The sequence below is a fragment of the Bradyrhizobium sp. CCBAU 45321 genome (genome assembly GCF_028128975.1).
Taxonomy (GTDB): Bacteria; Pseudomonadota; Alphaproteobacteria; order Rhizobiales; family Xanthobacteraceae; genus Bradyrhizobium; species Bradyrhizobium yuanmingense.
On record NZ_LFKZ01000118.1, the window covers coordinates 40,600 to 60,428 of the forward strand.

The window sequence follows — 19,829 nt, forward strand, 5'->3', positions numbered from 1 at the left end:
GCCGTGGCGCTAAAAATTACTTTCGTCAAATCAGGCACGAATTCCGAAAACGCGGTGACCGGAGATCTCACGCTGTTGGACGGCGCTACGATCGTAAAGAAGGTAACGGCATTTTCCGGAGGAAACTCGTTCAATCCATTAGACGACGGTAAGTACCGTTTGCGTCTCGACATTCGGGGCGGTGAAGATACGAACCAGGCCAATAATGACGGAACTCTAAAACCCTTTTTTGGGATTCAAAAAGTTGGCACCCGCATACCAGACGATCAAGGCAACCTGTATAATGGGCAAACAGAGTGGGGCACAATTCGCGCCCGCTTGAACCCAACTGGCGGAGCGCCAGATCACGGCGACTATATTCACGGAAAGAAGAGGCCAAGAGATTACACGCACGGTTGCATATGTGATCGATCTGAGGCCATTCTAAATTATCTATGGAGCTTGGCGTCACCGCCGGTAGGAGTTGATGTAGTGGTTTCTGGTGGCCAGAACTTCGGTTTGGAGACCTTAGTAAAGAAGAATGTCGCGAAGAAGCTTCGTTCTGTTACCAAATCCACCCGCTCCATTCGAAAGAAAAAATCCAAGTAGCCGGTTCCGAATGATAAAGGACACACTGGTCCTAGCCGGCGGCGTCAGATCGCTGCGAAGCCAAAGCCGGAAAGTTCGGGCCGGAGGTTTGAGCCGGCTCCGCTGATTCGAACCTCGCGTCTCATCAGCGCTTTGCCTCGTTCCAAGGGATATCCCATCCAGATGACGGCTTGTTGAGACGGGTCGAAGTGACTTTCCGAGCCGGACGAATTTAGACATCCTCAATGTCAGGGCGTGACCTAACGTTGATAAGCGGATCCATCCGATCTGCTTCCTTTAGCGCCCAGCGCGCCCAATTTTCGAATTCTGGCGCTTGCGCTGCTTCTGATGCGCGTCTTGCCTCGACGTATTCACGTATCAGCCCGGCACTTCGCCAGTTCTCGGCCTCGGTTAGCAGCCCGTCGCGGCGCGCCTTTTCTTCGGCTGCAATCCGTTCCCGCTCTTCGCGTTCGGCCTTCTCCTTGGCCTTGCGCCGTGCTTCGGCTTCCTCTTCCTCGCGCTTGCGCCGCCATTCCGCCATTTCGGCCTGCCACCGCCGCGATTCGCGCTCACTCACAATCGCGAGGCCGATTACAATTTCGGTCAGCTTGTCTTCGAGCTTCCCCGCTTCGTCATCTATCCAATTTGAAACGATATCTGGATGGTGCCGACCGCATTCAGCCCGTAGCTCCAGCTTGTCCTTTGCGCCCGCATCGTCAGACCGTCGGTTACGGGCCTGACGTTTCTTTGGGGAATCCAAAGTTATAATGACGCCTGCAGGTCCGCTGATTGAAATCTCGCGTGCGTCCCGATCGCGGATATAAGCACTTCCGCCACCCACCCTGGCAAAGGCGAGAAAGATTGAGTTGAGAATGCGTAGGCGCCGCCGCTCGTAGGACGATTCGAAAAGAGGCTTCTCTCAGTAGTAGGAGCTTGATGCCATCTTCTGACGAATCGTCTCATCGCGACTTAGCAGTTTGGCGATGGCGGGATCCGCGCGCGTCAGGTCGCGGGATAAGCTTACTTTGCCTAGGCGTTTCCGGAACCGCTCCGTCAGCACATCTATACTCTCCGGTTCGCCTTCGATGCCGGGCTCACCCGTAATCCGCGCTCTTAGCTCGGGCGGGAGTGCTCCACCCATTTCAATGACATTAATGGTTGCGAGATCGCGCGGAGGAAGGGGCGTTCGCGTAACCTCTTGGCCAGCGTGCAGCTTGTTCCAGTATCCGCGTTCCGGGATGGGTATATCCGCCTTGCGGCAGTGCTTGGCTATCGCCACGTCAGAAATGCCGACTGCTTTGCAAATGCGGCTCATGGCCTCCGACCAAACCAATTCATAGATTTGTTCGCGCGTTAAGCGTAGCGTCACTTGGTTCTTCTCTTGAGAACTGGGAGTTAGCTGCGGCACCACTACTTGGCCCTTTTTGGCCCGAGCCGCTGCAAGGGATCTGATATCCGAAGCGCAAAGCCAAGACCAGCATCCGAGCACGCCTTGACCCGGGTGTATTAGGCGTTGCTATTGGAGTAGGTGATATCATTGGCACGCCACGGCCGATGAAGATGGGCAGTATAGCTTCGCCGTAGCGCGATTGATGGAGCAGCCCGTCGTGCACTCCAACAGGCAATGCTGCGACGACCTGCGATTTTGTGCTTTGTCTCTTCAGCAGGCGTCCATATCCCTGACAGTCCGTCCAACAGAATGGACAAACGGCGATGCGCTTTGTGTAACTCCGCAGGGTCTGCAGTTCGTTAGGCTGCCGTTGTAAAAAAGATGGCATCCGCCAGAGGGCGCCGTGTTAGGCCACCTGGCGCGAACCGCTCGTCGCTGGCCGCGCACAATCCCGTCAACACAACCGCGCGACGTCTATCGTGATGCCGGTCTCGTGCAGCCCATGAGTCTGCCGCCGACATCAACTGGAGCTCCTGCGGAGCGTTTAAGAATAGTTTTCGCATGGCCTTCCAAGTTGAGCTGTGGTCATGTAATCTGACAACCAATAGCTGCGCCGACCTACTGTTCGATTCCAATAATTATTAAAACTAGCGTCCGGAACTGCTCTTATTGTCGCGTTCGTGTGACTTGTCCTTTCCTGGAGGACGCCTCCGATGCACCATGCAATAACAATCGCCGCAGTCGGGATAGCAGGCAGCCTTGCTTGCTCCAGCCCAACTTTAGCCTGGAGTCTCAAGACGCACTTCTGGATTGGCCAACAAGTGCTCAACGACGCTCTAGACGACGGCCGCGTCGAGCTTGGGGGCAATTCCTATGAGGTTGCTCCCTCTGTCCTCAATGCGCTGCGCTCAAATCCTAATCAGTACCGGATGGGCAACCTGGGCCCGGACGTCTTTCCCGATCCCATTGTCGGCCAAATGACGACCCATCCCGGCGTCACAAATGGATGGCAGACCGATGATTGGCTGCGGTTGCTTGTAGGCCGCGCCTCCTCTCCTTCCGACCTCGCATTTGCCTATGGCTTCGTCGCGCACGCGGCGGCCGATATCTTCGCGCATTCGTACGTCAATGCATTGGCCGGTGATATTTTCCTGCTGACTGACGGCGAACGGGATGTAGAGCGGCGGCACTTCCTGCTCGAAAAGTACATAGAGTCCCTGACGCCCGCGCCATTGGATACCGCAGGAAATGCAATCGATCTCGAGGCTTCGCTGGGAACTCCTTCCGAATTTCTGCGCGATAGCCTGATCCTTAACGAAGGCGTCGCGACACAAAACTTTAAGGCGGACCAGACAGGCGCGCATCTTACGGCGATGTACCATGTTCGCAATGGCGTCCGGATTGCGCGGCAAGAGACACAGAACCTGATTGAGAAAATCACCACGTTCGGGGCTGATCGCTTCAAGGAGCAGGCGAAGTTACAAATCGACCTGGCGACCGGGAAACAAGCGCTGGATGCCGCCGAGGCGTCATTGCGCGCGACAGAGGATCTTCTCGCTATCAAGAAGAGCGCAACAGATGCGGCGGTCGGCGCACTGGCTGCGGCGAACAAGCTTATCCAGGACTATCCCGAGCTACTCACGTTCCAGGAGAAACTCCTTGCCGAGCAGCTCAAGGCCGCTGCGGATGCGGTTAATTCCGCCGCCCAGACAGCCGCGCATGCTGCCAACGAAATTAAACAGCTGCAGGATAGGATTGGCGATCTGCGCGGAGGAATTGCCGATCTTGCCTGCAACCTCCTTGTATATCCGCCGGCCGTCAAGGAATGCAAGGAAAAGGTCGGGAAGCTGAACGAGCAAATATCGAAGCTTGAGGGCGACATTTCCGGCCTCAACGCGCAGGTCGCGGCAGCCAACAAGGCTGCGGAAATAGCCCAGGCGAACGTCGATGGAACGAAACGCACCATCGATGACCTTAAGAAACGGCATGAAGAGGCCGTCAAGGGGATAGCGCAAGGGACATATCAAGCCGCTGTCGACGCGGCCAGGGCAGAGCAGGAAGCGCAGGAGAGAATCGTCGGCGCCGCACGCAAGGCAGTCGAGGAACTGAGGAGGCAGCAAGAGCGCATCGCCAGCGAGCTGAACAAGGTCTCGGCAATCGTCGACGAAATCAAGAAGGCCATCGATAAATACAACGGTGTTATCTTCCTGATCGATAATTGGCTCGGCGATATTGACCAGGCTACCGCCAAATATATAGATGCCAGTCACCGCGCCGGAATAAAGATACTGCTTTCTGAAGGCAATCCGCTATCCGAATACACTGACTGGTATTCGTGCTACGGCTCTGTGTACACGGCAGCGCCAGTCGAGTTTGGCGAGGCTACCTGCGCCGTCAAGAATTTCATCGAGGAGCTGAACCAGAAGTTCGACGATGCGATTGCGGAATTGCCAGAAATTCTCCAGTGGCTGGTTTTCCCGAGTCGCACGGCGCAGAAGAAAGTCGTCGAGAAGCTCAAGCCCGAGTTGCGCAAGGCGGGTTTGGAGATTGTCGGTTTCCTGACTGATAAGACGACAAGCGACTTCCTTGACCTACTATCTGACCCCAAAAATGCGAGCCGGGACAGGTTGAACGGAGCTTACAGCCACGATACTTCCGGAAAGAAATTGCTCCGGTTCAGCGACGTTGCATCTGTGGTCGATGCCGATGTGGGCCTCTCTGAAAACCGGCTTGATCCCTCCGCCTTTGCAGCACTTCAGAGTGCTGTCGTGCTCGCAAAGCTGTCTCTCTTGCAGCCGGATGCTCTCAATCAGCTGATGGCGGACAAGGTGGGGCCCGGTTATGTTTCGCCGCGCTACGGAGCTCCGGTGTATCCTCCTCACGCAGGTAATTTCAGCATTTTGTTCGGCGCCGTGCGCAGCATCGACGGCAATCATCAATGGCAGGCTCACGCTTTGCCCTATGCCAGAAATCAGGCGCGCCCAAGCTCTGGGCCAGGCCGGTATAACTATGGCCACGATTATTGGAAGAACCGGCAAATGGGACTGCGGATATGGGTTGATCCCTATTTGAGGGAAAAGGTGTTCCTAAAACTATTCCCAAAAGGAATACTGGGATCATCCCGCACGCGCAATGATCTTAGCTGGCCGCTTTATCCATTTCCGGAATGCCCGCTAAACCCGTTTCCCTCCACCCAGAACTCTTTCACCGGCGAAATCCTGAGGCAGGACCGACTCTGTGTAGATGCGGCCAACCCGAACATTCCCGCGGCGGAGTTTGAGACATCGTCACCCGAAGAGTATGCAACTTCATATCTGGAATGCGGTACCGCAGGGTCGGGGGTCCGGTACTGGACTTTCATTGCCTCGTACAGGACGCAGCAACGCGCGCAGCGCTTCGCAAGGGTCGTGGAGGCCCGCTATCCTGATCTCAAAACGGCATTGTGGCGTCCTGTCAGGGCACAAGGGCATTGGGGGGTGCTCCTGGCAGCCTGCACGACGCAAGACAAGGCTGTAGCGGCTAAGGCGCTCTCTCTCAGGCGCGGTATCGCAGCGGATACGTTCGTCTGGAGGAGCGACAACCCGATTTGGTCAGATCGCGCCGTCATCTATATTGCGGGCGCACCGCAGTAGCGCTGCCGACCGCCAAAGTGGCGCACGGCGGTCATTGCTGGGTTCCCTGCACGCCGACAGGAAATGAAGGGTTGGTCCAGTGCTTGGATGAGGCACGATGGATTTCATGAAAAGATTAGAGGGGAAGCGCCGGTTTTAGGCCGTAGCTCAAGTCGTGGGTTTGGGCCTAAGAAGGTCAAAAATGCTTGGTCTTTCAATGTGGGTTGACTGACACTCTCTCCGCCACCGCGCTATTCTCATTGTATCCGATCGTTCGAGCCGGCAACAAATCAGTGAGTAGCGCGGCAACGGCTGTTGCGACTAGTTTCGTGATGTTGCCCCTAGTCACCGCCCGCGCCGTAGCTTCTGAGCGTGGGGTCGGGGGACGGATTTCGCGATGAAGAGCACGGCGCGCAAGCCAAAGCGGCTCGACGTCAGGCGCAAAAGGAGATGAAGCCCCTCGGAGGGGGCGCCATTGAGATGTCCTTCTCGCGCGTTCTAAAGCTGGCCACACCAAACGGTCTGACCAACGATAACCGGTCGTAAATGGGCGGTACTTATGACCATTGTTTTACCTTCGCAATGGTCTCAAACATCCCCACAGCGCCCCCGCCAAACGGATTGAGAGCTTCCGCTTTCGCCTTTGCCCACTCGACCCATGTCCTCAATGTGCCGTCTGAGACGGTGACATCACCCTCGGTGGCTAGCCGAGCCTCGACTTCTGCAAGAAACGCCAGCAATCGCTCCCGCTCATCCCAATTGACGGCGTACTCGCGAAACTTGTTCCAGCGCTTCTCGTCGATTTCCCGCAATTGACGGGCTTCGTAGCGGCGCGCTTCCTCTTCACGGTAGCGCTTCTGCTGCTCTTCGCGTTCGCGCTTCATTTTTTCAAGGGTCGGCCCTGCCGCCATTATCGTGCCGACGATAGTTGGCATGAGTTGTCCGATTTTGATCTTTTGCGATTCGACCCACTCAGGTCGCCGACCCTGCAAGTAGGTCGTGATGCTGACCCGAAGAAAGCCTGAAGAATCCAGTCCCGACTTACAATACTCGGTGAACGCGGTCCATTTGCGTTGCTCCTCCCATTGCTTGAGAGACTGCACCATCTTTTCAACGATTGAGCACTCGACTTGGTGCCCGTCGATCAAGAACGTTACCTTGCCTGAAGCTGACGATTTCTCGATTGTGCCACCCGCCTTCTCAACTGCATAAAATATCGCGCTGGTGGCTCTGAAACGATACAGATCGCGCTCTGTCAGGTCAGGGATCAGGGGTGACGCCTAACCGAAGTCCCGACGGCGATTCCTGTTTTCCACCTCGCGCTCTTTCTGCCGTTTCTTGTGACCGGCGATCCAGGCCTGCACGCGTGGGTGAAGGTTGTCGTTGCGCTCAGGTACCGCGACATCACGAATGCGGTCGGCCACCGTCGCGGCGGCTTGTTCCGCTGCAGGGGAAGGCGCAGGCTTCGGTGGCGTGGGGTGGATATCTGCCGCGCTTGGGATTCCGTCCCGCCGACGGGAAAGCTTAAGTGTGACGACTGGCTTTCCGGCTTCCTTCTTGGCCCAGTAGCCGCGCGGAGGATAAGGCACGTCCAGCCTATCGCAGACCTTGGCCAGACCGTTCCCGGTAATTCCGAATTCCTCGGCAAGCCGGATCATCGGCTTATCCCAGACCATCTTGTACAGCTCTTCGCGCGTAACGCGCCGCGTATGCGAAGGCTTCGGCCTTTCCACCGTTGTTCGCTCCTATTTGAGTTTATATGGGCAACGATCGCACAGATTGCTCCTGCCGAGATAGCGGCTGCAAGCCCTTGGAGCTGTGCAAAACGTGGGGATTTCTGCTGCGGACTCCCAACGGAGCTCATCATGTCTGACCTGTCGCTAGGACTTACGCAACAATCGCCGTAGGGAAGGGTTGCAAAGCTGCTGGCATCGGTAGATCAGGTATAAAAAGACTGCTGCTATTTCAAACGACAGGGGCGGATGCGTGCGCTTCTTTAGGAACTGGTTGCTCCCAATCCTGTTCGCCGGACTGGGAGCCTTGTTGGGCTTAATCGTGATCGGGCTAGCCGGCTTCAGTATGGTGCAGACGATTGATGGGTCGCCAGTTGTCGGCGGATCCATTCCATCGGAACAGGTAGGCACGATAATCAATCAAGGGAAAAAGATCGGTAGCTTCATTGATTTCTACGGCGTGGCTCTCCCAGGTGAACCGTTCTACTGGACACTCGGCATCATCGCAGTGTTAGCTTTCATCGGATACCGCATCGGCTCGCGCTTCAGGATTGGTTGTGGCCGAATAGGCCCCTGAACACTAAAGCAACAATCAGTCGATAATCGCAATCTCGCCTTCCAGTTCGCGAACCTTCTCGATGGCTTCGCGCTTGCTTACACCCAACCAATCTGTAGGCGCATGTTGCCATCCGCGACCGCGCGCGTTGCGTTCGCGGGCAACGGACATCATGTTCAGACGCGGGGGCTAAACCTTAGCCAGCTTGACTTCAAAATCGCTCAGCCCCAGTCGGGCGTATGCTGTATAGGTTTTCCACAAAAGGGAGGGTCAGGGTGCAACGGTTTAAATTCTGTGCAGGGCTACGAAAGGAATTGATCGAACAAATCGGTGGAATCAAAGATGCTAGTTACACACTCTGGTGGGATGACACCGCGCCCAACTATTCAACCCGTCGATCACTGTCCGAGATATTTGAGCGCCACGTCGCATTGGCTGCTGATCATGGCCTCTTGATCGTCACCCGTCACAGCGATTGCTCGAACAAACCTCATTCGAGGTACCCGACCAGCAACCGCTACGACCTTTCGATCCCATATCGGTCGAAGGAGTACGTTTGGGAGGGCGGCCAACTCTATCAGGGCAGTCGCTTTTGCACGTGTCCTTGCTCTCCTCGCAATGCCGCCTCAGAGCATCATGTGATCGACGATTTCGTCTACAAGAAGGGGAGCGATCTCATCTTTTGTCGCCAAATCGCTAGCGTTCTTTCTGACCTACGCAGCGCTATCGAGAATGCCGGCGACAACAAACCCCGTTCTGGCATCCGGGAGTATTTGCTGCGGGCTCTCCTGACCTTAAACGATGCAATCTTGCCTGAGCCCATGGAAAGATACATCACGCGTCAGCAGGTCGGGGAATGGCCGTAGTAGGCTCCTATGCCATCCTTTCGCGCCGCATTGAGAACGGAAAACATGGGCTGCAAGGGGGCAAGTTCGAGTCGGCTATGGAGAAATGGCGCACCCGACACGATTCGAACGTGTGGCCTTCGCCTTCGGAGGGCGACGCTCTATCCAGCTGAGCTACGGGTGCTTACTGCTTACGCAGTGCTTACGCGGATTTCGCGTGTGAGTGAACCCCAACGCGCAGCCCTCGCAAGCCATTGCAGTACAATACTCTTTCTTCCTCACTTTTCACATCAGCCGGCTTGACACCTGCCTTCGGAGGGCAAGGGTGGGCCCGAAATCCCTTGGAATTGCTGACCCCCAGATATAGGCTGAAAACAGCCCTGATTTGGGGGCTACGGTCATTGCTCCGAATTTCCCTCGTTTTCCGGCACCTGCTTACCCAGTGCTTACCCGAGGGAAATTTGCCGAAACTGACCTAACGCATCGTCGATGCCACGGAGACCACTGGAGAAGACGTCTTCCTATGGGACGACGAGCTCCGCGGTTTTGGTGTGCGCGTTAAGAAAAGCGGCGCCAAATCCTTCCTGGTTCAATACCGGAACGCCAACGGCCGCAGTCGGCGGCTCACTTTGGGGCGCTACGGCGTGCTGACCCCCGAGGAGGCCCGCCGAGACGCCAAGCTTGCCCTTGCTGACGTCGTGAGGGGCGCAGATCCAGTCGAGAGCAGGAAGCTGGCTCGAGGCGCGATGACGATCGAGGAACTCTGCCGCGAGTACCTGGACAAGGCCGAGCGGGGCCTCATCCTCACTCGTCGGGGCGAGGTCAAGAGCAAGACGACCCTCTACAGCGACAACGGGCGGATCGAGCGTCACATCATCAAGCTGGTCGGCAAAAAGACCGTTAAGGGCTTCACCTCCACTGACGCCAAAGGTCTCCAGCGCGACATCATCGCCGGCAAGTCGTCCGCCGACATCAAGACCAAGACCCGGGGACGGGCGATCGTGACCGGCGGGAGGGGAACAGCGGCCCGGACGATGGGGCTGCTGGGTGGCATCTTCAGTTATGCGGTTGACGAGGGCTATCGGCCAGACAACCCGGTTAGCGGCATTCGGCGTCCCAAAGATCAGACGAGAGAGTGGCGCCTGGATGACGCCGGGTATCGCCGCCTGGGTAAGTGCCTAGCCGCCGCCGAAGCAAACGGCGAGCACTGGCAGCGCGTCCTCGCCAGCCGGACGTCCGCCATGACGGGCTGCCGATTGGACGAGGTGGAAGGTTTGCTGAAGACCGAGGTCGACACCGTCGGGATGGCCCTCCGCTTGGGCGACAGCAAAACCGGCAAGAGTATCCGCCCTGTTGGGCCCGCCGTTATCGCGGTCCTGAAGGTGGCGATGGCCAAGTCCAAGTCGAAGTCGAAGTATGTGTTCCCCGCCATCACGGCCGACGCGAAAAAACCATACCGGCTTGACGCGGTGGCTTCAGAAGGTGTCGGCCAAGGACGTTCCGGGGATCACTAGCCACGGACTAAGGCATTCCTTCAGCTCTACCGCCGAGGATCTCGGGTACACCCTGCCTACCATTAAGGCCCTGATCGGCCATTCCAAGAAGGGGAACGTTACGATGGGCTACATTCACAAGATCGATTCGGCGCTGCTCGCAGCTGCCGACCGGATCGCCAGGCACATCGATGATGCCATGAACGGAAAGAAACAGAGAAAGGTCGTCCAGTTTCGGAAGGCCTGATCGATCGGCGCGGCTAGGGTAGCTCCCGAAAAGCTGGTCCGCACCAGCCTGCCGCGTCGTCCCCATGCGGAGCACAAGCGGAAGTGCGATGAGTCTCGAGCTGATACAGAAACAACTCAGCATGCGGGCTGAGTTCTGGAAGAAGTCACTAGGTTGGCCGAACGACGATACCTCATACGTCTTTCTGGGCCGCGCGGTACATGTGATTGGCAAATCGATGTTCGGATCTGACTGGACCGGGGATGAGCCGTGCCTCGATCCATTGCCGAAGCTCACGGTTTTTCCGGAGAGGTCGGGTTGGCGTGCTCGCCTGGTTCATGATCTGCTCGTTAAGCACCATCCGGAATATAACCGACAGCCTCTCAAGCCCTACCAGCAGTCTTTCGAGTTTTCTGGAAAGGAGTGGATGGATGCTGTGACGATCGTAGAGAGGCTTAGACAGGAGCAAGCACCCCGCCTTCGTCGTCTCATTGAAGTGCAGGACCGGATAATGCAGCTTGCAGAGGCGAGCTTCCTGATCACAGCAATTCGCGAGAAAGCCGGCGGCGATCCGCAGCCAATTCCGCGACGGTGGTGGAACTCAGAGCGCATTCGCGATCGGTTCGACCTATGTCAGTTGAGACCCGATGATCCGTATAACCTCGGCATCGGTAGTGATCCCTTCCAATGGATTTTCGTCAGTCGCGAAAGCCTAATGAGCTGCGCTCCAGGCGTCCTCGCCGACGGCGAGCAAGCTCCCAAGCCTGCCGCCACGACATCGGCCGCTGCTCCGCCGACGGAGGATCCGGCAAAAGCTTTCCGCCGTCTGCCTGAGGCGAAAATCGAGCCCGCCTTCCGGCATTGGCGAGAGCAACAGCCAGAGGGCTATATCCCAACTGAGGAGCAGGACGTCGCCCATATGCGGGCACTGGGAGTCGGGCGCGACAAGGTCCGCGAGCTCCGCAAAAAATTTCCTCGCCGGAGGCGCGGTGAGAAAAGGTCCGGGTAATTGCGGTCAAATCCGCGGCTAATGCGCGGGGCAAATCCGCAGCGATTTCAGTCGCGTATCTTTACCGCGGATTTCTCGACGCTCCATTTACCTCGCACCCACGGAGATTGATCCGTGATTATGCGAGACCACGATGGATACCGACGAAGTACATCTCACTGAGCGCCACCTTCGAAGGAAGGATGCCGCCAAGTACGTGACCGACACGTACAACGTTCCCTGCTCTCCAAAGACGCTGGCGAAGCTCGCCTGCATCAGTTCGGAAGGCCCGCCCTTTCGGCTCGCGGGACGCTTCCCCCTTTACCCCGTCTCCGGCCTCGACGCCTGGGCGCAGAGGAAGATCGGACCGTTGGTCAGATCCACCTCTGAGGTTCGCCGCGTCGCCTGACACCATCCCTCAAAAGAAAACCCGGCTGCACGATCCACATCTTGGCGGATCAGGTCGTGCGCACCGGGCTTCCCTGGAAATCGTAGCATGAAAAGACATAGCAAACGCATCCGGCAATCTCAATCCGTTTCTGACCTGCCGCTCTTCTCATGGCGCGTTACCGTCCTGCAGCCGAGCAGCCGAGCCGGCCTGTTCGTAGCCCGCCGCTACCGCGTTCACCCGGCCTTCGCTGATCTGATCGCCAACCTGGCGGGTCTCGGAAGCGAGGTTCGCCAATGAGCTATCCCGACAGCCCCGGCTTCAAAGCCGTCGGTCCCAGCAGCGAAGCGGCTCAGAAGCTGACGCAGCGTGCCGCCACGGTTCGCGAGCGCGTCCTTCAGTTTCTCCGATCGCAGCATCCGGCAAGTTTCACGCCGGACCAAATCGCCGCTCGCCTCGAGATCAGCTTCCTGAGTGTCAGGCCGCGGGTCTCCGAGCTCCACCTGCAAGGCGAGATCGAGCCAGACGGAACGCGATGCAAGAACGTGTCCGGCATGTCAGCCCAGTGCTGGCGCGCCGCAAAATTTTCAGCGGGAGAGCCCCGCTAATGGGAACGATCATGAATAGCTTCAACAGCGCCCAGCGTGTCGATTTCAAGGCTGTCAGCTCGGCGGCCCTCAGTGCATTGGACTTTGTCATCCCCCAGTTGTTGCCTGGCGGGCGCCGTGAGTCCGGCGAGTGGGTCGCTCGAAATCCCACCCGGAACGACGGGAAGCCGGGCAGCTTCAAGGTCAACCTGAAGAGCGGCGTGTGGTGCGACTTCGCCACCGGCGACAAGGGCGGCGACGTCATCGATCTCAAGGCGTACCTCGACGGCAAATCGAAGCTGGATGCCGCGCGCGACCTCGCGGCGATGTTGAACGTCCAGTCTGCTGGCTCGACCAACCTGACCGGGAACGTGCGCGATCCCCAACCGAAGGCGACCGCGAACATCGCGGCCAGGCCGGCCGAGGCCAAGGATGCGCCTGTCTTCCCGGCACGGACGAAGCCAGACGACGAGGGCAAGCCCCGCTTCATGGTGGCGGGCGATGAGGGGCCGCGCCCGCGTGACAACGAGAAGCGACGCCACATCTACAAGTGCGGCGGCGTGCCGTTCGCATCAAGATCATGACCAGAGGCGAGCAGAGGGCCTTCAATGCCTATCGCGTTGCAGATGTCGATGGCACCACGGGCTGGCAGTATCGCAAGCCCGATGGTTACAAGTCCGTCCCCTATCTGGCGGGTGATCTCGACAGCTCGACCACGGTCTTCTGGCCCGAGGGCGAGAAGGACGTGGACTCCGTCGGCAAGCGCGGTGGCTGCGCCATCACGTTCGGCGGCGTCGGCGACGGGTTGCCGGCCGGGTGCGAGCAGTACTTCGCGGGCAAGCATCTCGTGCTCCTGGCCGACAACGATGACGAGGGATCGGATCACGCCGATGCAAAGGCGGCGCTCGCCCTCGGCGTCGCTGAGAGCGTCCGCGTTGTGCGTTTCCCAGAACTGCAGAAGAAGCAGGACGTCTCCGACTGGTTCGAAGCCGGGCACTCATTCCAAGATCTCGAGGAGAGGGCGCGCACGACCGTTGAATGGAAGCCCTCAACGGAAGAGATGAGCCAGGACGAGGAGCACATCCAGGCCCGGGCCGAGAAGAAGTCGGCCCTGCCGGTCGGCTACAGCTTCTCTGATCGGGGCCTGATGTGGAGCAATCCGGACGATCTGGATAAGCCTGCCATCTTGGTTGCAGGTCACTTCGACGTCGTGGCGGAGACCCGTGATACGGATGGCGCAAGCTGGGGCGTGTTGTTGCGCCGGCGCGATCACGATGGTCGCGAGCACCAATTCGCGCTGCCGCGGGCGACCTTGGCCGGAGACGGCTCAGAGGCGCGTCGGATCCTGATGGATGGCGGGTTCTTCATCTCGCCCAGCAATACCGCTCGCAACCTCTTCAACTCATTCCTGCTTCAGGTGAGATCGCCGAAGCGGGCCAGGGCTACCCAGCGGGTGGGCTGGCACAGCAACTCGTTCGTCATGCCAGACGAGTGCTTCGCCGTTGACGATCGAGATCTCCTGCTGCTGCAGAGCGCGTCTGCCCACGAACACCCGTTTCGTCAGGCGGGCAGCCTGGAGAGCTGGCAACAGAACGTAGCTAGGTACGCCGTCGGCAACAGCCGGCTCGTGCTGGCGCTGTCGGCGGCCTTTGCAGGACCGCTGGTGGGGCCGTGCGCGGCCGAGGGTGGTGGCGTCCACTTCAAGGGCGCGTCATCCACGGGCAAGAGCACGGCCCTGCATGTCGCTGGCAGTGTCTGGGGCGGCGGCGATACCAACGGCTACATTCGCTCTTGGCGATCGACGGCCAACGGCTTGGAGGGCGTCTCACTGGCGCACTGCGACACGCTGCTGTGCCTGGACGAACTGTCCCAGCTGGCGGCGAAGGATGCCGGCGAAGCTGCCTACATGCTCGCGAACGGCTCGGGTAAGTCCCGTAGCACGCGCGACGGCTCGGCCCGTCGGGCGGCGAAGTGGCGTGTCCTCTTCCTGTCGTCGGGTGAAATCGGCCTTTCCGATAAGGTGGCTGAGGATGGCCGCGGCAAGCGGCTGGCAGCCGGTCAGCAGATCAGGATCGTGGACGTGTCGGCCGATGCCGGCGCTGGCATGGGGATGTTCGAGCGGCTCCACGGGTTCACCTCACCGGACGCGCTCGCGGTTCACCTGAAGACCGCGACCCAGCAACACTACGGCGTCGCCGCGAGGCAGTATTTCGCGAACATCGTTCCGCACATCGAGGGCATCCGGAAGACCGTGAAGGATGTCGTGAAGAGCTTCTGCGACACCTATGTGCCGGCAGGAGCGGACGGACAGGTTGGCCGAGTGGCCCAGCGCTTCGGGCTCATCGCTGCTGGCGGCGAGATCGCGACGTTGTACGAGATCTTGCCCTGGTCGCGTGGAGACGCCGTGAAGGCAGCTGCCCTGTGCTTCGAGCAGTGGCTCGCAGCCCGCGGAGGCCATGAAGCCGCCGAAACGGCCGCTGGTATGGAGCAGGTGAGAACCTTCCTCCTGAAGGACGGGATGTCGCGCTTCATCCCCGCATGGGAGGATAACCCGCCCAAGGGGATGCAGGCGCGCGATGTCGCCGGCTTCAGGGAGCAGATGGGCGATGGCTGGGACTTCTACGTCACCACCACGGCTTGGAAGGAAATCTGCGCCGGTCTCGATCCGCGCCGTGTCGCAGCGACGCTGAGGCAGAAGGGCTACATCGAAGGCGAAGGCTCCCACACGGCGAAGTCAGTCCGGGTACCCGACCACGGGAAGATGCGGCTCTACCACATCCGCTCGACGTTCCTGGAGGATGCAAATGAAGCATGACTTGCAAGCCTTCTCCCGAGACATCGTGGCCCTCATGAAAATGAGTGGGGACATTGGTGGCAGTGGGGACACTTCCGACAAGTCCCTGCGACATAACGACTTTTCTGTCCCCACTCAAGAGGCGGTCGTGTCCCCAAAAACGAGTGGGGACAGCCCCCCGGGGTGAGTGGGGACAGAAAAACTTCGAGAATTGAAGTAGTTAAACGGGGTGTCCCCAGTGTCCCCACTGCCACCACTAATTTTGAAGAAGGGCGAAAGGCACAAATCTTCGAGGACGACACCGCCGGATGGCATGCAATTCTGCAGGAGCTGAAACGAATGCAAGCACCCGAGTGGGCCGGCGCAGATCGATGGTCCCAGATGATCGAAGACACCGATGTCTTCCTATCGAACTGGGATCGCGCGGCTTGCGATCTCGGTTGGACCGGCCTGGATTTGTTCGGCGTTCACGCCGCTGCGCCTGTGTGCCGATACGACGTCATGGGACTCGTGATGTTGCTTGGAGGCGGGTCTGTGTTCGCCTTGACTGAGCAGACCGCGGCCCTCCGGCGGCCGTCCGGATCGACGCTGACGTATCGGCGCAAGCCCACATCAGGTGCCGTACTTCTGTGCGGAGGTCAGCATGCAATCCGCTGAGGAGACCACATGGAGGGTGCTCACACCCTACGATCCGCGGGAGGGCATTAGCTTGGCAATGGCGGCCAAGAGGGCCGGCAAGTCAGAAACGACGATCCGGAATTGGTGCCCCCAGCATGGCCTTGGTCGTCGTGTTGGCGGCGGCGTTTGCGTTGTTAGCCAAGTCGCTCTCGCCATGTTCCTGGACGGAGATACTGCGGCGCTCGCGTCTTATCATGCAGGTGACCTGTCGAGCTCGCGTGTGCGGCACTACTTTGAGCGCTTCGGTCTGCCGGGCCCAAGGCCGTCCGCATGTCGGGCCGTACCAGACGGGCCCTACCACAATGGCGAGGACCGCTTGGGGAAGACCCGGCCGGGTTCGTTCTAGGTGGCGGAGGTGAGCCAAGCTGACCAAGCCTGCGAGTGCGGCCATCCCTTCCGGCCAGACCACCGTCGTGATGTCGTTTTGCCTATGTCCCGAAGTCATGACCCAGCCGATAAGGCAGCCACCAATCCTGGTAGGCGCTCCACAAGCAATTTTGACGCTACAATTACACAACCCGTGGAGCTTGTTGCCGCTCCCGGAAAGCGAGGTGGTTAGCGTTGTTATGGCAACGTTGGCCGCCCCGAAGTTAGCGGTACGTGGGCAGGGACAGCGCTTCCGTCCTCCAGCGGGGGCGCCGAGTCACGTCGTCGCTAACTTCACGGGCAGCGCGGGCGCGGTAGGGACAGCGTCGGATGCTCTTGAGTGGAAGGCGCCGAGCCGCCCTCGCGTTGCTCCGGGACATGGATAGCGCGGTAGCCAGTATAGAAGTGGAGTACGAAACCTGCCACGGTCTAGCTGAGATTGCAATCGCGTCCGGAGAATGCGTTCCTCCATTGATGGTCAGGCTTTAGGACGTCTCGCCAGCCATAGCAGCAGTAGAGTTAGCGAACGGCAGATGCCATTGGCCCAGTGGCAAAGCGTCTCTTATCGGCGCCGTCGGCTATGCATACATGCTGAACCTCGATGAAGGCACCACCCAGATTAGCTCGCCAGACGCTCCGAGGTAACGTGTTGGGATGTGATGGACCCGACAGCCCGCGCCTCAGGAGCGCCGCAACGAACCGCCTCTAATCGCTGAACGCCTGGCGATGACAAGATCGCTCGCAGCGAAAGTCCGGCGGCTCCGCTTCTCGTCCAGCGTCTCGCAGATGATTTTGTCGGCCTTAATCGCGATGACCTGCATTGCGGGGCCACCCGCCTTAAGTTGCACGTATTGCCCAATTGCAAATTCCTGCATGAGAATCCTCAGGTCGTGTTCGCGCCGATTGCGCTCGACCACAGCTATGGTCAATTTCTCCATAGCGATCAGCGCCAGCTCCATCGCTTCCTCAACAATGGTTGACGTATCTCGACCGATACAGTCGAGGTGGTTCAGGGCCATCGTCTTGAAACTACGCGCTAGGCGCTCCTCGGTCTCGTCGCGAGCATAGTCTATAACAGTATCCAGGTGGGCGATGATTTCAGCCCGTTGCTCGGTACTTGTTGGATCGTCAAGCAACGTTGTCGCTCGAATAAGGGACTCCTCAATAGGGATCAAACCAGGTTTCCTTTGTTACTGTGAATGGAAGCTGCGATTCCTAGCTCGCGCCGTTGGTGCAGATTCAGCGAGGTCGACACGCAAAGGCAACCCCCAAAAAATGGGGGGGATTTTGCTTCGAATCAGGCGGATGGGCGCTTCATCGACGGCGCGGCTGTTTCACATTCGTTCCACGTCAAAGTTACCCCTCGGTTCTAGTTACTCTGCCTTGGAAGAGCGGATGAATCCTGATCGCGGTATCGGGCATGATGCGCGGCCAAATTCAGCGGGCACGAGCGCGCACTATGGTCGCAGGCAATGCTTGCAACGGCCCTCAAGGGCCGCTGTTCGTTTTGGGACTGCCGCGCAGCCTCGTCAGCTTTCGGTAAGCTGTCCCGCATAGAGAGCATTTGTGGTTAACGGGACTTGGCAGGGACAGCACCATATAACCAGAACGGTCGGTGGCGAGTCATTTTCTGATCAACCTCATGGGCGGTGCGGGTGCGACAGGTGCCTTGTCTTCGGTTCAGCCCCCCTGGCCGGCAAGGTTCCCACTCGCGTCCGTACCGCTTCTGAATCACGGGCCCAATCCCCGTCTTATTAGGTACAGCGTCCGCTCCAGCGCAACCGAACGGCGCCGAGTCGCGCCCGCACTGCCTGCGATCTGAGGCTGATCGCCAAAGGTCACACCGCTACCCGTCTTGGTAGTTGCCCTGTGGCGTTGGCCGAAAGATACACACTCCAGCTGCTTTTTGCCGCCGCTTGGAGCCGCCCCTGGTGAAGTTAGCGGCGCGTGGTAGGGACAGCGCTTCTCTCTGGGCGCCGAGTCACGTGCCCGCTAACTTCCACTATAGGGACGAACAGTGCACGTATTCGAGCGGCATATCACAGCACTACGGTCGCAAGCGCTTGAGGTGCTTGCAGCCAATCAGGCCCGCGCGGCCGATCAGTCTCTGAGCTTAATAGATCGCGAAGTTGCGACATCGAATGCCGCTGAGGCTCAGGCGATGATAGACATACTCAATTGTGTGAAACCCAACTTGGCGCCGGACGAGGCGCGTGGCATCGCAGCACGCATACGCGCTCTTCTAGGGACGCCGCGTGAGAGCCCAGCGGTTCGGGTAGGGTGCCTGTGAGACGCCGATTGACGCTAACTTACCAATTGTGAGTGAGGTAACCAAAGGGACAGATCGCCTCTCTTGACCTTTTGCGACCACTACGCGCGCGAGGACGTCGCAGAAGCGGCAAAGTCCGCAAGATCAGCAGCGTTGACATGGTAGAGATCGGTCAACCCTCGTACTGACAGTCTCATGCAATCTGCATGAGGACGAACGATGGACGACTCCGCCACATTCGAGCAACTGATACAATTTCGTGCCCCTTCGAACCTGTCAAAGGCGATCGATAGGGCGGCGAGCCAACGTTGCCAATCAGAATCAGACTACATCAGACAAGCGTTGGTCGACCGCCTTCAGGCAGAAGGCGGCTCTCCCATGGGCGAGCAGCAATATTGCCTGGTTCGGGACGGTGAGCTCGTCTCGACCAGCTTCAAGCCGGCAAAAGATCCTGATGGCGGCGAGTGGCTGCCGATCGAGAACGAGGACACCGAGCCTTTCGACCGCGCCAAGCACTGGCGGTTGAAGCCCCTGCCCCTTCGCTTGGACTCAGCGCGTGGCATCGTGGTGCGGACTTATCCCGTTATCGCCAAGTGTCAGGAGCACGCCTGATGAGCGGCGTTGCTTGGTGGTCGCAGACGGCGGCGAACAACGCGACCTTTGATCCCGCCGTTGGGTGGGCGGAAGGAATGGCGCCCAGCAGCGTCAATGACAGCGCGCGGGCCGAAATGGCCTCAGTTGCCAAGTGGCGCGACGATATTTCAGGAGCGATTGCTACCGGTGGCACGTCCACGGCCCTCACCGTGACGAGCTACCAAAGCTTTGACAGCTTCTCCCGGCTCTCCAACCAAATGATTGCGTTCACGCCGCATGTGACGAACGGCGGCGCGACCACGTTGAACGTTGATGGTCTTGGCGCGAAACCGCTTCGCTCGGCGCCGAGCACTGAGCTTGTCGCGGGGCATCTTGTCCAGGGGACGCCATACGTGTGCGTCTACAACTCCAGTGACGCTGCATTTTACCTGCGCGGCTTCTTTGGCAATCCGTACAGCATCCCGGTTGGCGGCGTCCTGCCTTACACAGGCACATCGGCACCTAACAGCTCGTTCGTGCTGCCTTATGGCCAGGCCATCAGCCGCACGACCTACGCGAGCTACTTCTCGCTAGTGAGTACGACCTTCGGCGCTGGCAACGGCTCCGACTACCTTCAACGTGCCGGATCTGCGGGGCCGCGTGATTGCCGGTCTCGACAATATGGGAGGCTCGGCTGCGAGCCGCCTGACTTCCAGTTACTTCGGCGCGACAGCGACCAACCTAGGCGCGACGGGTGGCTCTGAA

At 58.9% G+C, this 19,829-nt stretch carries 21 protein-coding genes and 1 tRNA gene; 14 read left to right on the forward strand and 8 right to left on the reverse strand.

The features are described 5' to 3' along the window. Positions 1-3 precede the first annotated feature (3 nt). On the forward strand, positions 4-588 hold the full coding sequence (locus ACM43_RS15260) for a hypothetical protein (protein WP_271540906.1): 585 nt from the start codon (positions 4-6) through the stop codon (positions 586-588). 211 nt (positions 589-799) lie between these two features. Here ACM43_RS15260 and ACM43_RS15265 read toward each other — a convergent pair whose 3' ends face one another. Then, positions 800-1,327, reverse strand: coding sequence for a hypothetical protein (locus ACM43_RS15265; protein WP_271540908.1), 528 nt, complete (start codon positions 1,325-1,327; stop codon positions 800-802). 159 nt (positions 1,328-1,486) lie between these two features. Next, positions 1,487-1,936, reverse strand: coding sequence for a hypothetical protein (locus ACM43_RS15270; RefSeq protein ID WP_271540910.1), 450 nt, complete (start codon positions 1,934-1,936; stop codon positions 1,487-1,489). A gap of 734 nt (positions 1,937-2,670) precedes the next feature. Here ACM43_RS15270 and ACM43_RS15275 point away from each other — a divergent pair. Next, on the forward strand, positions 2,671-5,589 hold the full coding sequence (locus tag ACM43_RS15275; protein WP_271540911.1) for a zinc dependent phospholipase C family protein: 2,919 nt from the start codon (positions 2,671-2,673) through the stop codon (positions 5,587-5,589). Positions 5,590-6,125: 536 nt separating this feature from the next. Here the strand turns inward: ACM43_RS15275 and ACM43_RS15280 are convergent. Beyond that, positions 6,126-6,716, reverse strand: a complete 591-nt coding sequence (locus tag ACM43_RS15280) for a hypothetical protein (RefSeq protein ID WP_271540913.1) — start codon at positions 6,714-6,716, stop codon at positions 6,126-6,128. 132 nt (positions 6,717-6,848) lie between these two features. Then, on the reverse strand, positions 6,849-7,301 hold the full coding sequence (locus ACM43_RS15285; protein WP_271540915.1) for a hypothetical protein: 453 nt from the start codon (positions 7,299-7,301) through the stop codon (positions 6,849-6,851). 253 nt (positions 7,302-7,554) lie between these two features. On the opposite strand from ACM43_RS15285, the gene ACM43_RS15290 reads away from it, so the two are divergent. Beyond that, positions 7,555-7,878 (forward strand): hypothetical protein, encoded by a 324-nt coding sequence (locus ACM43_RS15290; protein WP_271540917.1) that lies wholly within the window; start codon positions 7,555-7,557, stop codon positions 7,876-7,878. A 15-nt stretch (positions 7,879-7,893) separates the two neighbouring features. Here ACM43_RS15290 and ACM43_RS15295 read toward each other — a convergent pair whose 3' ends face one another. Next, complete coding sequence (locus tag ACM43_RS15295) at positions 7,894-8,031, reverse strand: hypothetical protein (protein WP_271540919.1); 138 nt, start codon at positions 8,029-8,031, stop codon at positions 7,894-7,896. A 140-nt stretch (positions 8,032-8,171) separates the two neighbouring features. Here ACM43_RS15295 and ACM43_RS15300 point away from each other — a divergent pair, with 140 nt between their 5' ends. Beyond that, positions 8,172-8,723, forward strand: a complete 552-nt coding sequence (locus tag ACM43_RS15300; protein ID WP_271540921.1) for a hypothetical protein — start codon at positions 8,172-8,174, stop codon at positions 8,721-8,723. 86 nt (positions 8,724-8,809) lie between these two features. On the opposite strand, the gene ACM43_RS15305 is transcribed toward ACM43_RS15300, so the two are convergent. Next, positions 8,810-8,886, reverse strand: a tRNA-Arg gene (locus ACM43_RS15305). 367 nt (positions 8,887-9,253) lie between these two features. Between ACM43_RS15305 and ACM43_RS15310 the strand changes: the two genes are divergently transcribed. The 4 genes from ACM43_RS15310 to ACM43_RS15325 all read left to right on the forward strand — a co-directional run bounded on the left by ACM43_RS15310 (position 9,254) and on the right by ACM43_RS15325 (position 11,818). Further along, positions 9,254-10,216, forward strand: coding sequence for a tyrosine-type recombinase/integrase (locus ACM43_RS15310; RefSeq protein ID WP_271540923.1), 963 nt, complete (start codon positions 9,254-9,256; stop codon positions 10,214-10,216). After that, positions 10,185-10,442, forward strand: coding sequence for a hypothetical protein (locus ACM43_RS15315; protein WP_271540925.1), 258 nt, complete (start codon positions 10,185-10,187; stop codon positions 10,440-10,442). The genes ACM43_RS15310 and ACM43_RS15315 overlap by 32 nt, the downstream gene beginning before the upstream one ends. 88 nt (positions 10,443-10,530) lie before the next feature. Then, positions 10,531-11,430, forward strand: coding sequence for a hypothetical protein (locus tag ACM43_RS15320; protein ID WP_271540927.1), 900 nt, complete (start codon positions 10,531-10,533; stop codon positions 11,428-11,430). Between the two features lie 133 nt (positions 11,431-11,563). Further along, entirely contained in the window at positions 11,564-11,818 is a 255-nt protein-coding gene (locus ACM43_RS15325) for a hypothetical protein (RefSeq protein ID WP_271540929.1), read from the forward strand. Between the two features lie 147 nt (positions 11,819-11,965). Here the strand turns inward: ACM43_RS15325 and ACM43_RS15330 are convergent, their stop codons facing one another. After that, positions 11,966-12,094, reverse strand: a complete 129-nt coding sequence (locus tag ACM43_RS15330) for a hypothetical protein (RefSeq protein WP_271540931.1) — start codon at positions 12,092-12,094, stop codon at positions 11,966-11,968. Here ACM43_RS15330 and ACM43_RS15335 point away from each other — a divergent pair. The 4 genes from ACM43_RS15335 to ACM43_RS15350 all read left to right on the forward strand — a co-directional run bounded on the left by ACM43_RS15335 (position 12,094) and on the right by ACM43_RS15350 (position 15,835). Beyond that, positions 12,094-12,405: a hypothetical protein gene (locus ACM43_RS15335; RefSeq protein WP_271540933.1), complete on the forward strand. Its 312-nt coding sequence runs from the start codon at positions 12,094-12,096 to the stop codon at positions 12,403-12,405. The genes ACM43_RS15330 and ACM43_RS15335 overlap by 1 nt on opposite strands. A gap of 11 nt (positions 12,406-12,416) precedes the next feature. Beyond that, positions 12,417-12,968 (forward strand): type I secretion C-terminal target domain-containing protein, encoded by a 552-nt coding sequence (locus ACM43_RS15340; protein ID WP_271540935.1) that lies wholly within the window; start codon positions 12,417-12,419, stop codon positions 12,966-12,968. Continuing rightward, a complete protein-coding gene (locus tag ACM43_RS15345) occupies positions 12,965-15,199 on the forward strand; it encodes a DUF927 domain-containing protein (protein WP_271540937.1) in 2,235 nt (744 codons plus the stop codon). Before ACM43_RS15340 ends, ACM43_RS15345 begins: the two co-directional genes overlap by 4 nt. Positions 15,200-15,559: 360 nt before the next feature. Then, complete coding sequence (locus ACM43_RS15350; protein ID WP_271540939.1) at positions 15,560-15,835, forward strand: hypothetical protein; 276 nt, start codon at positions 15,560-15,562, stop codon at positions 15,833-15,835. Between the two features lie 1,067 nt (positions 15,836-16,902). Here ACM43_RS15350 and ACM43_RS15355 read toward each other — a convergent pair. Continuing rightward, positions 16,903-17,397 (reverse strand): hypothetical protein, encoded by a 495-nt coding sequence (locus ACM43_RS15355; RefSeq protein ID WP_036031060.1) that lies wholly within the window; start codon positions 17,395-17,397, stop codon positions 16,903-16,905. Positions 17,398-18,710: 1,313 nt separating this feature from the next. Between ACM43_RS15355 and ACM43_RS15360 the strand changes: the two genes are divergently transcribed. Further along, positions 18,711-19,103 (forward strand): hypothetical protein, encoded by a 393-nt coding sequence (locus ACM43_RS15360; RefSeq protein WP_271540942.1) that lies wholly within the window; start codon positions 18,711-18,713, stop codon positions 19,101-19,103. Continuing rightward, the gene (locus ACM43_RS15365; protein ID WP_271540944.1) at positions 19,103-19,828 is read left to right on the forward strand and encodes a tail fiber protein; all 726 of its coding nucleotides are present in this window, start codon (positions 19,103-19,105) and stop codon (positions 19,826-19,828) included. Before ACM43_RS15360 ends, ACM43_RS15365 begins: the two co-directional genes overlap by 1 nt. Position 19,829: the final 1 nt, after the last annotated feature.

Excerpts from the sequence above, each read along its gene's own strand:
- ACM43_RS15275 (WP_271540911.1), top strand. The coding sequence starts at position 2,671 with ATGCACCATGCAATAACAATCGCCGCAGTCGGGATAGCAGGCAGCCTT.
- ACM43_RS15295 (WP_271540919.1), bottom strand. The coding sequence starts at position 8,031 with ATGATGTCCGTTGCCCGCGAACGCAACGCGCGCGGTCGCGGATGGCAA.
- ACM43_RS15320 (WP_271540927.1), top strand. The coding sequence starts at position 10,531 with ATGAGTCTCGAGCTGATACAGAAACAACTCAGCATGCGGGCTGAGTTC.
- ACM43_RS15325 (WP_271540929.1), top strand. The coding sequence starts at position 11,564 with ATGGATACCGACGAAGTACATCTCACTGAGCGCCACCTTCGAAGGAAG.
- ACM43_RS15335 (WP_271540933.1), top strand. The coding sequence starts at position 12,094 with ATGAGCTATCCCGACAGCCCCGGCTTCAAAGCCGTCGGTCCCAGCAGC.
- ACM43_RS15340 (WP_271540935.1), top strand. The coding sequence starts at position 12,417 with ATGAATAGCTTCAACAGCGCCCAGCGTGTCGATTTCAAGGCTGTCAGC.
- ACM43_RS15345 (WP_271540937.1), top strand. The coding sequence starts at position 12,965 with ATGACCAGAGGCGAGCAGAGGGCCTTCAATGCCTATCGCGTTGCAGAT.
- ACM43_RS15350 (WP_271540939.1), top strand. The coding sequence starts at position 15,560 with ATGATCGAAGACACCGATGTCTTCCTATCGAACTGGGATCGCGCGGCT.
- ACM43_RS15360 (WP_271540942.1), top strand. The coding sequence starts at position 18,711 with ATGGACGACTCCGCCACATTCGAGCAACTGATACAATTTCGTGCCCCT.
- ACM43_RS15365 (WP_271540944.1), top strand. The coding sequence starts at position 19,103 with ATGAGCGGCGTTGCTTGGTGGTCGCAGACGGCGGCGAACAACGCGACC.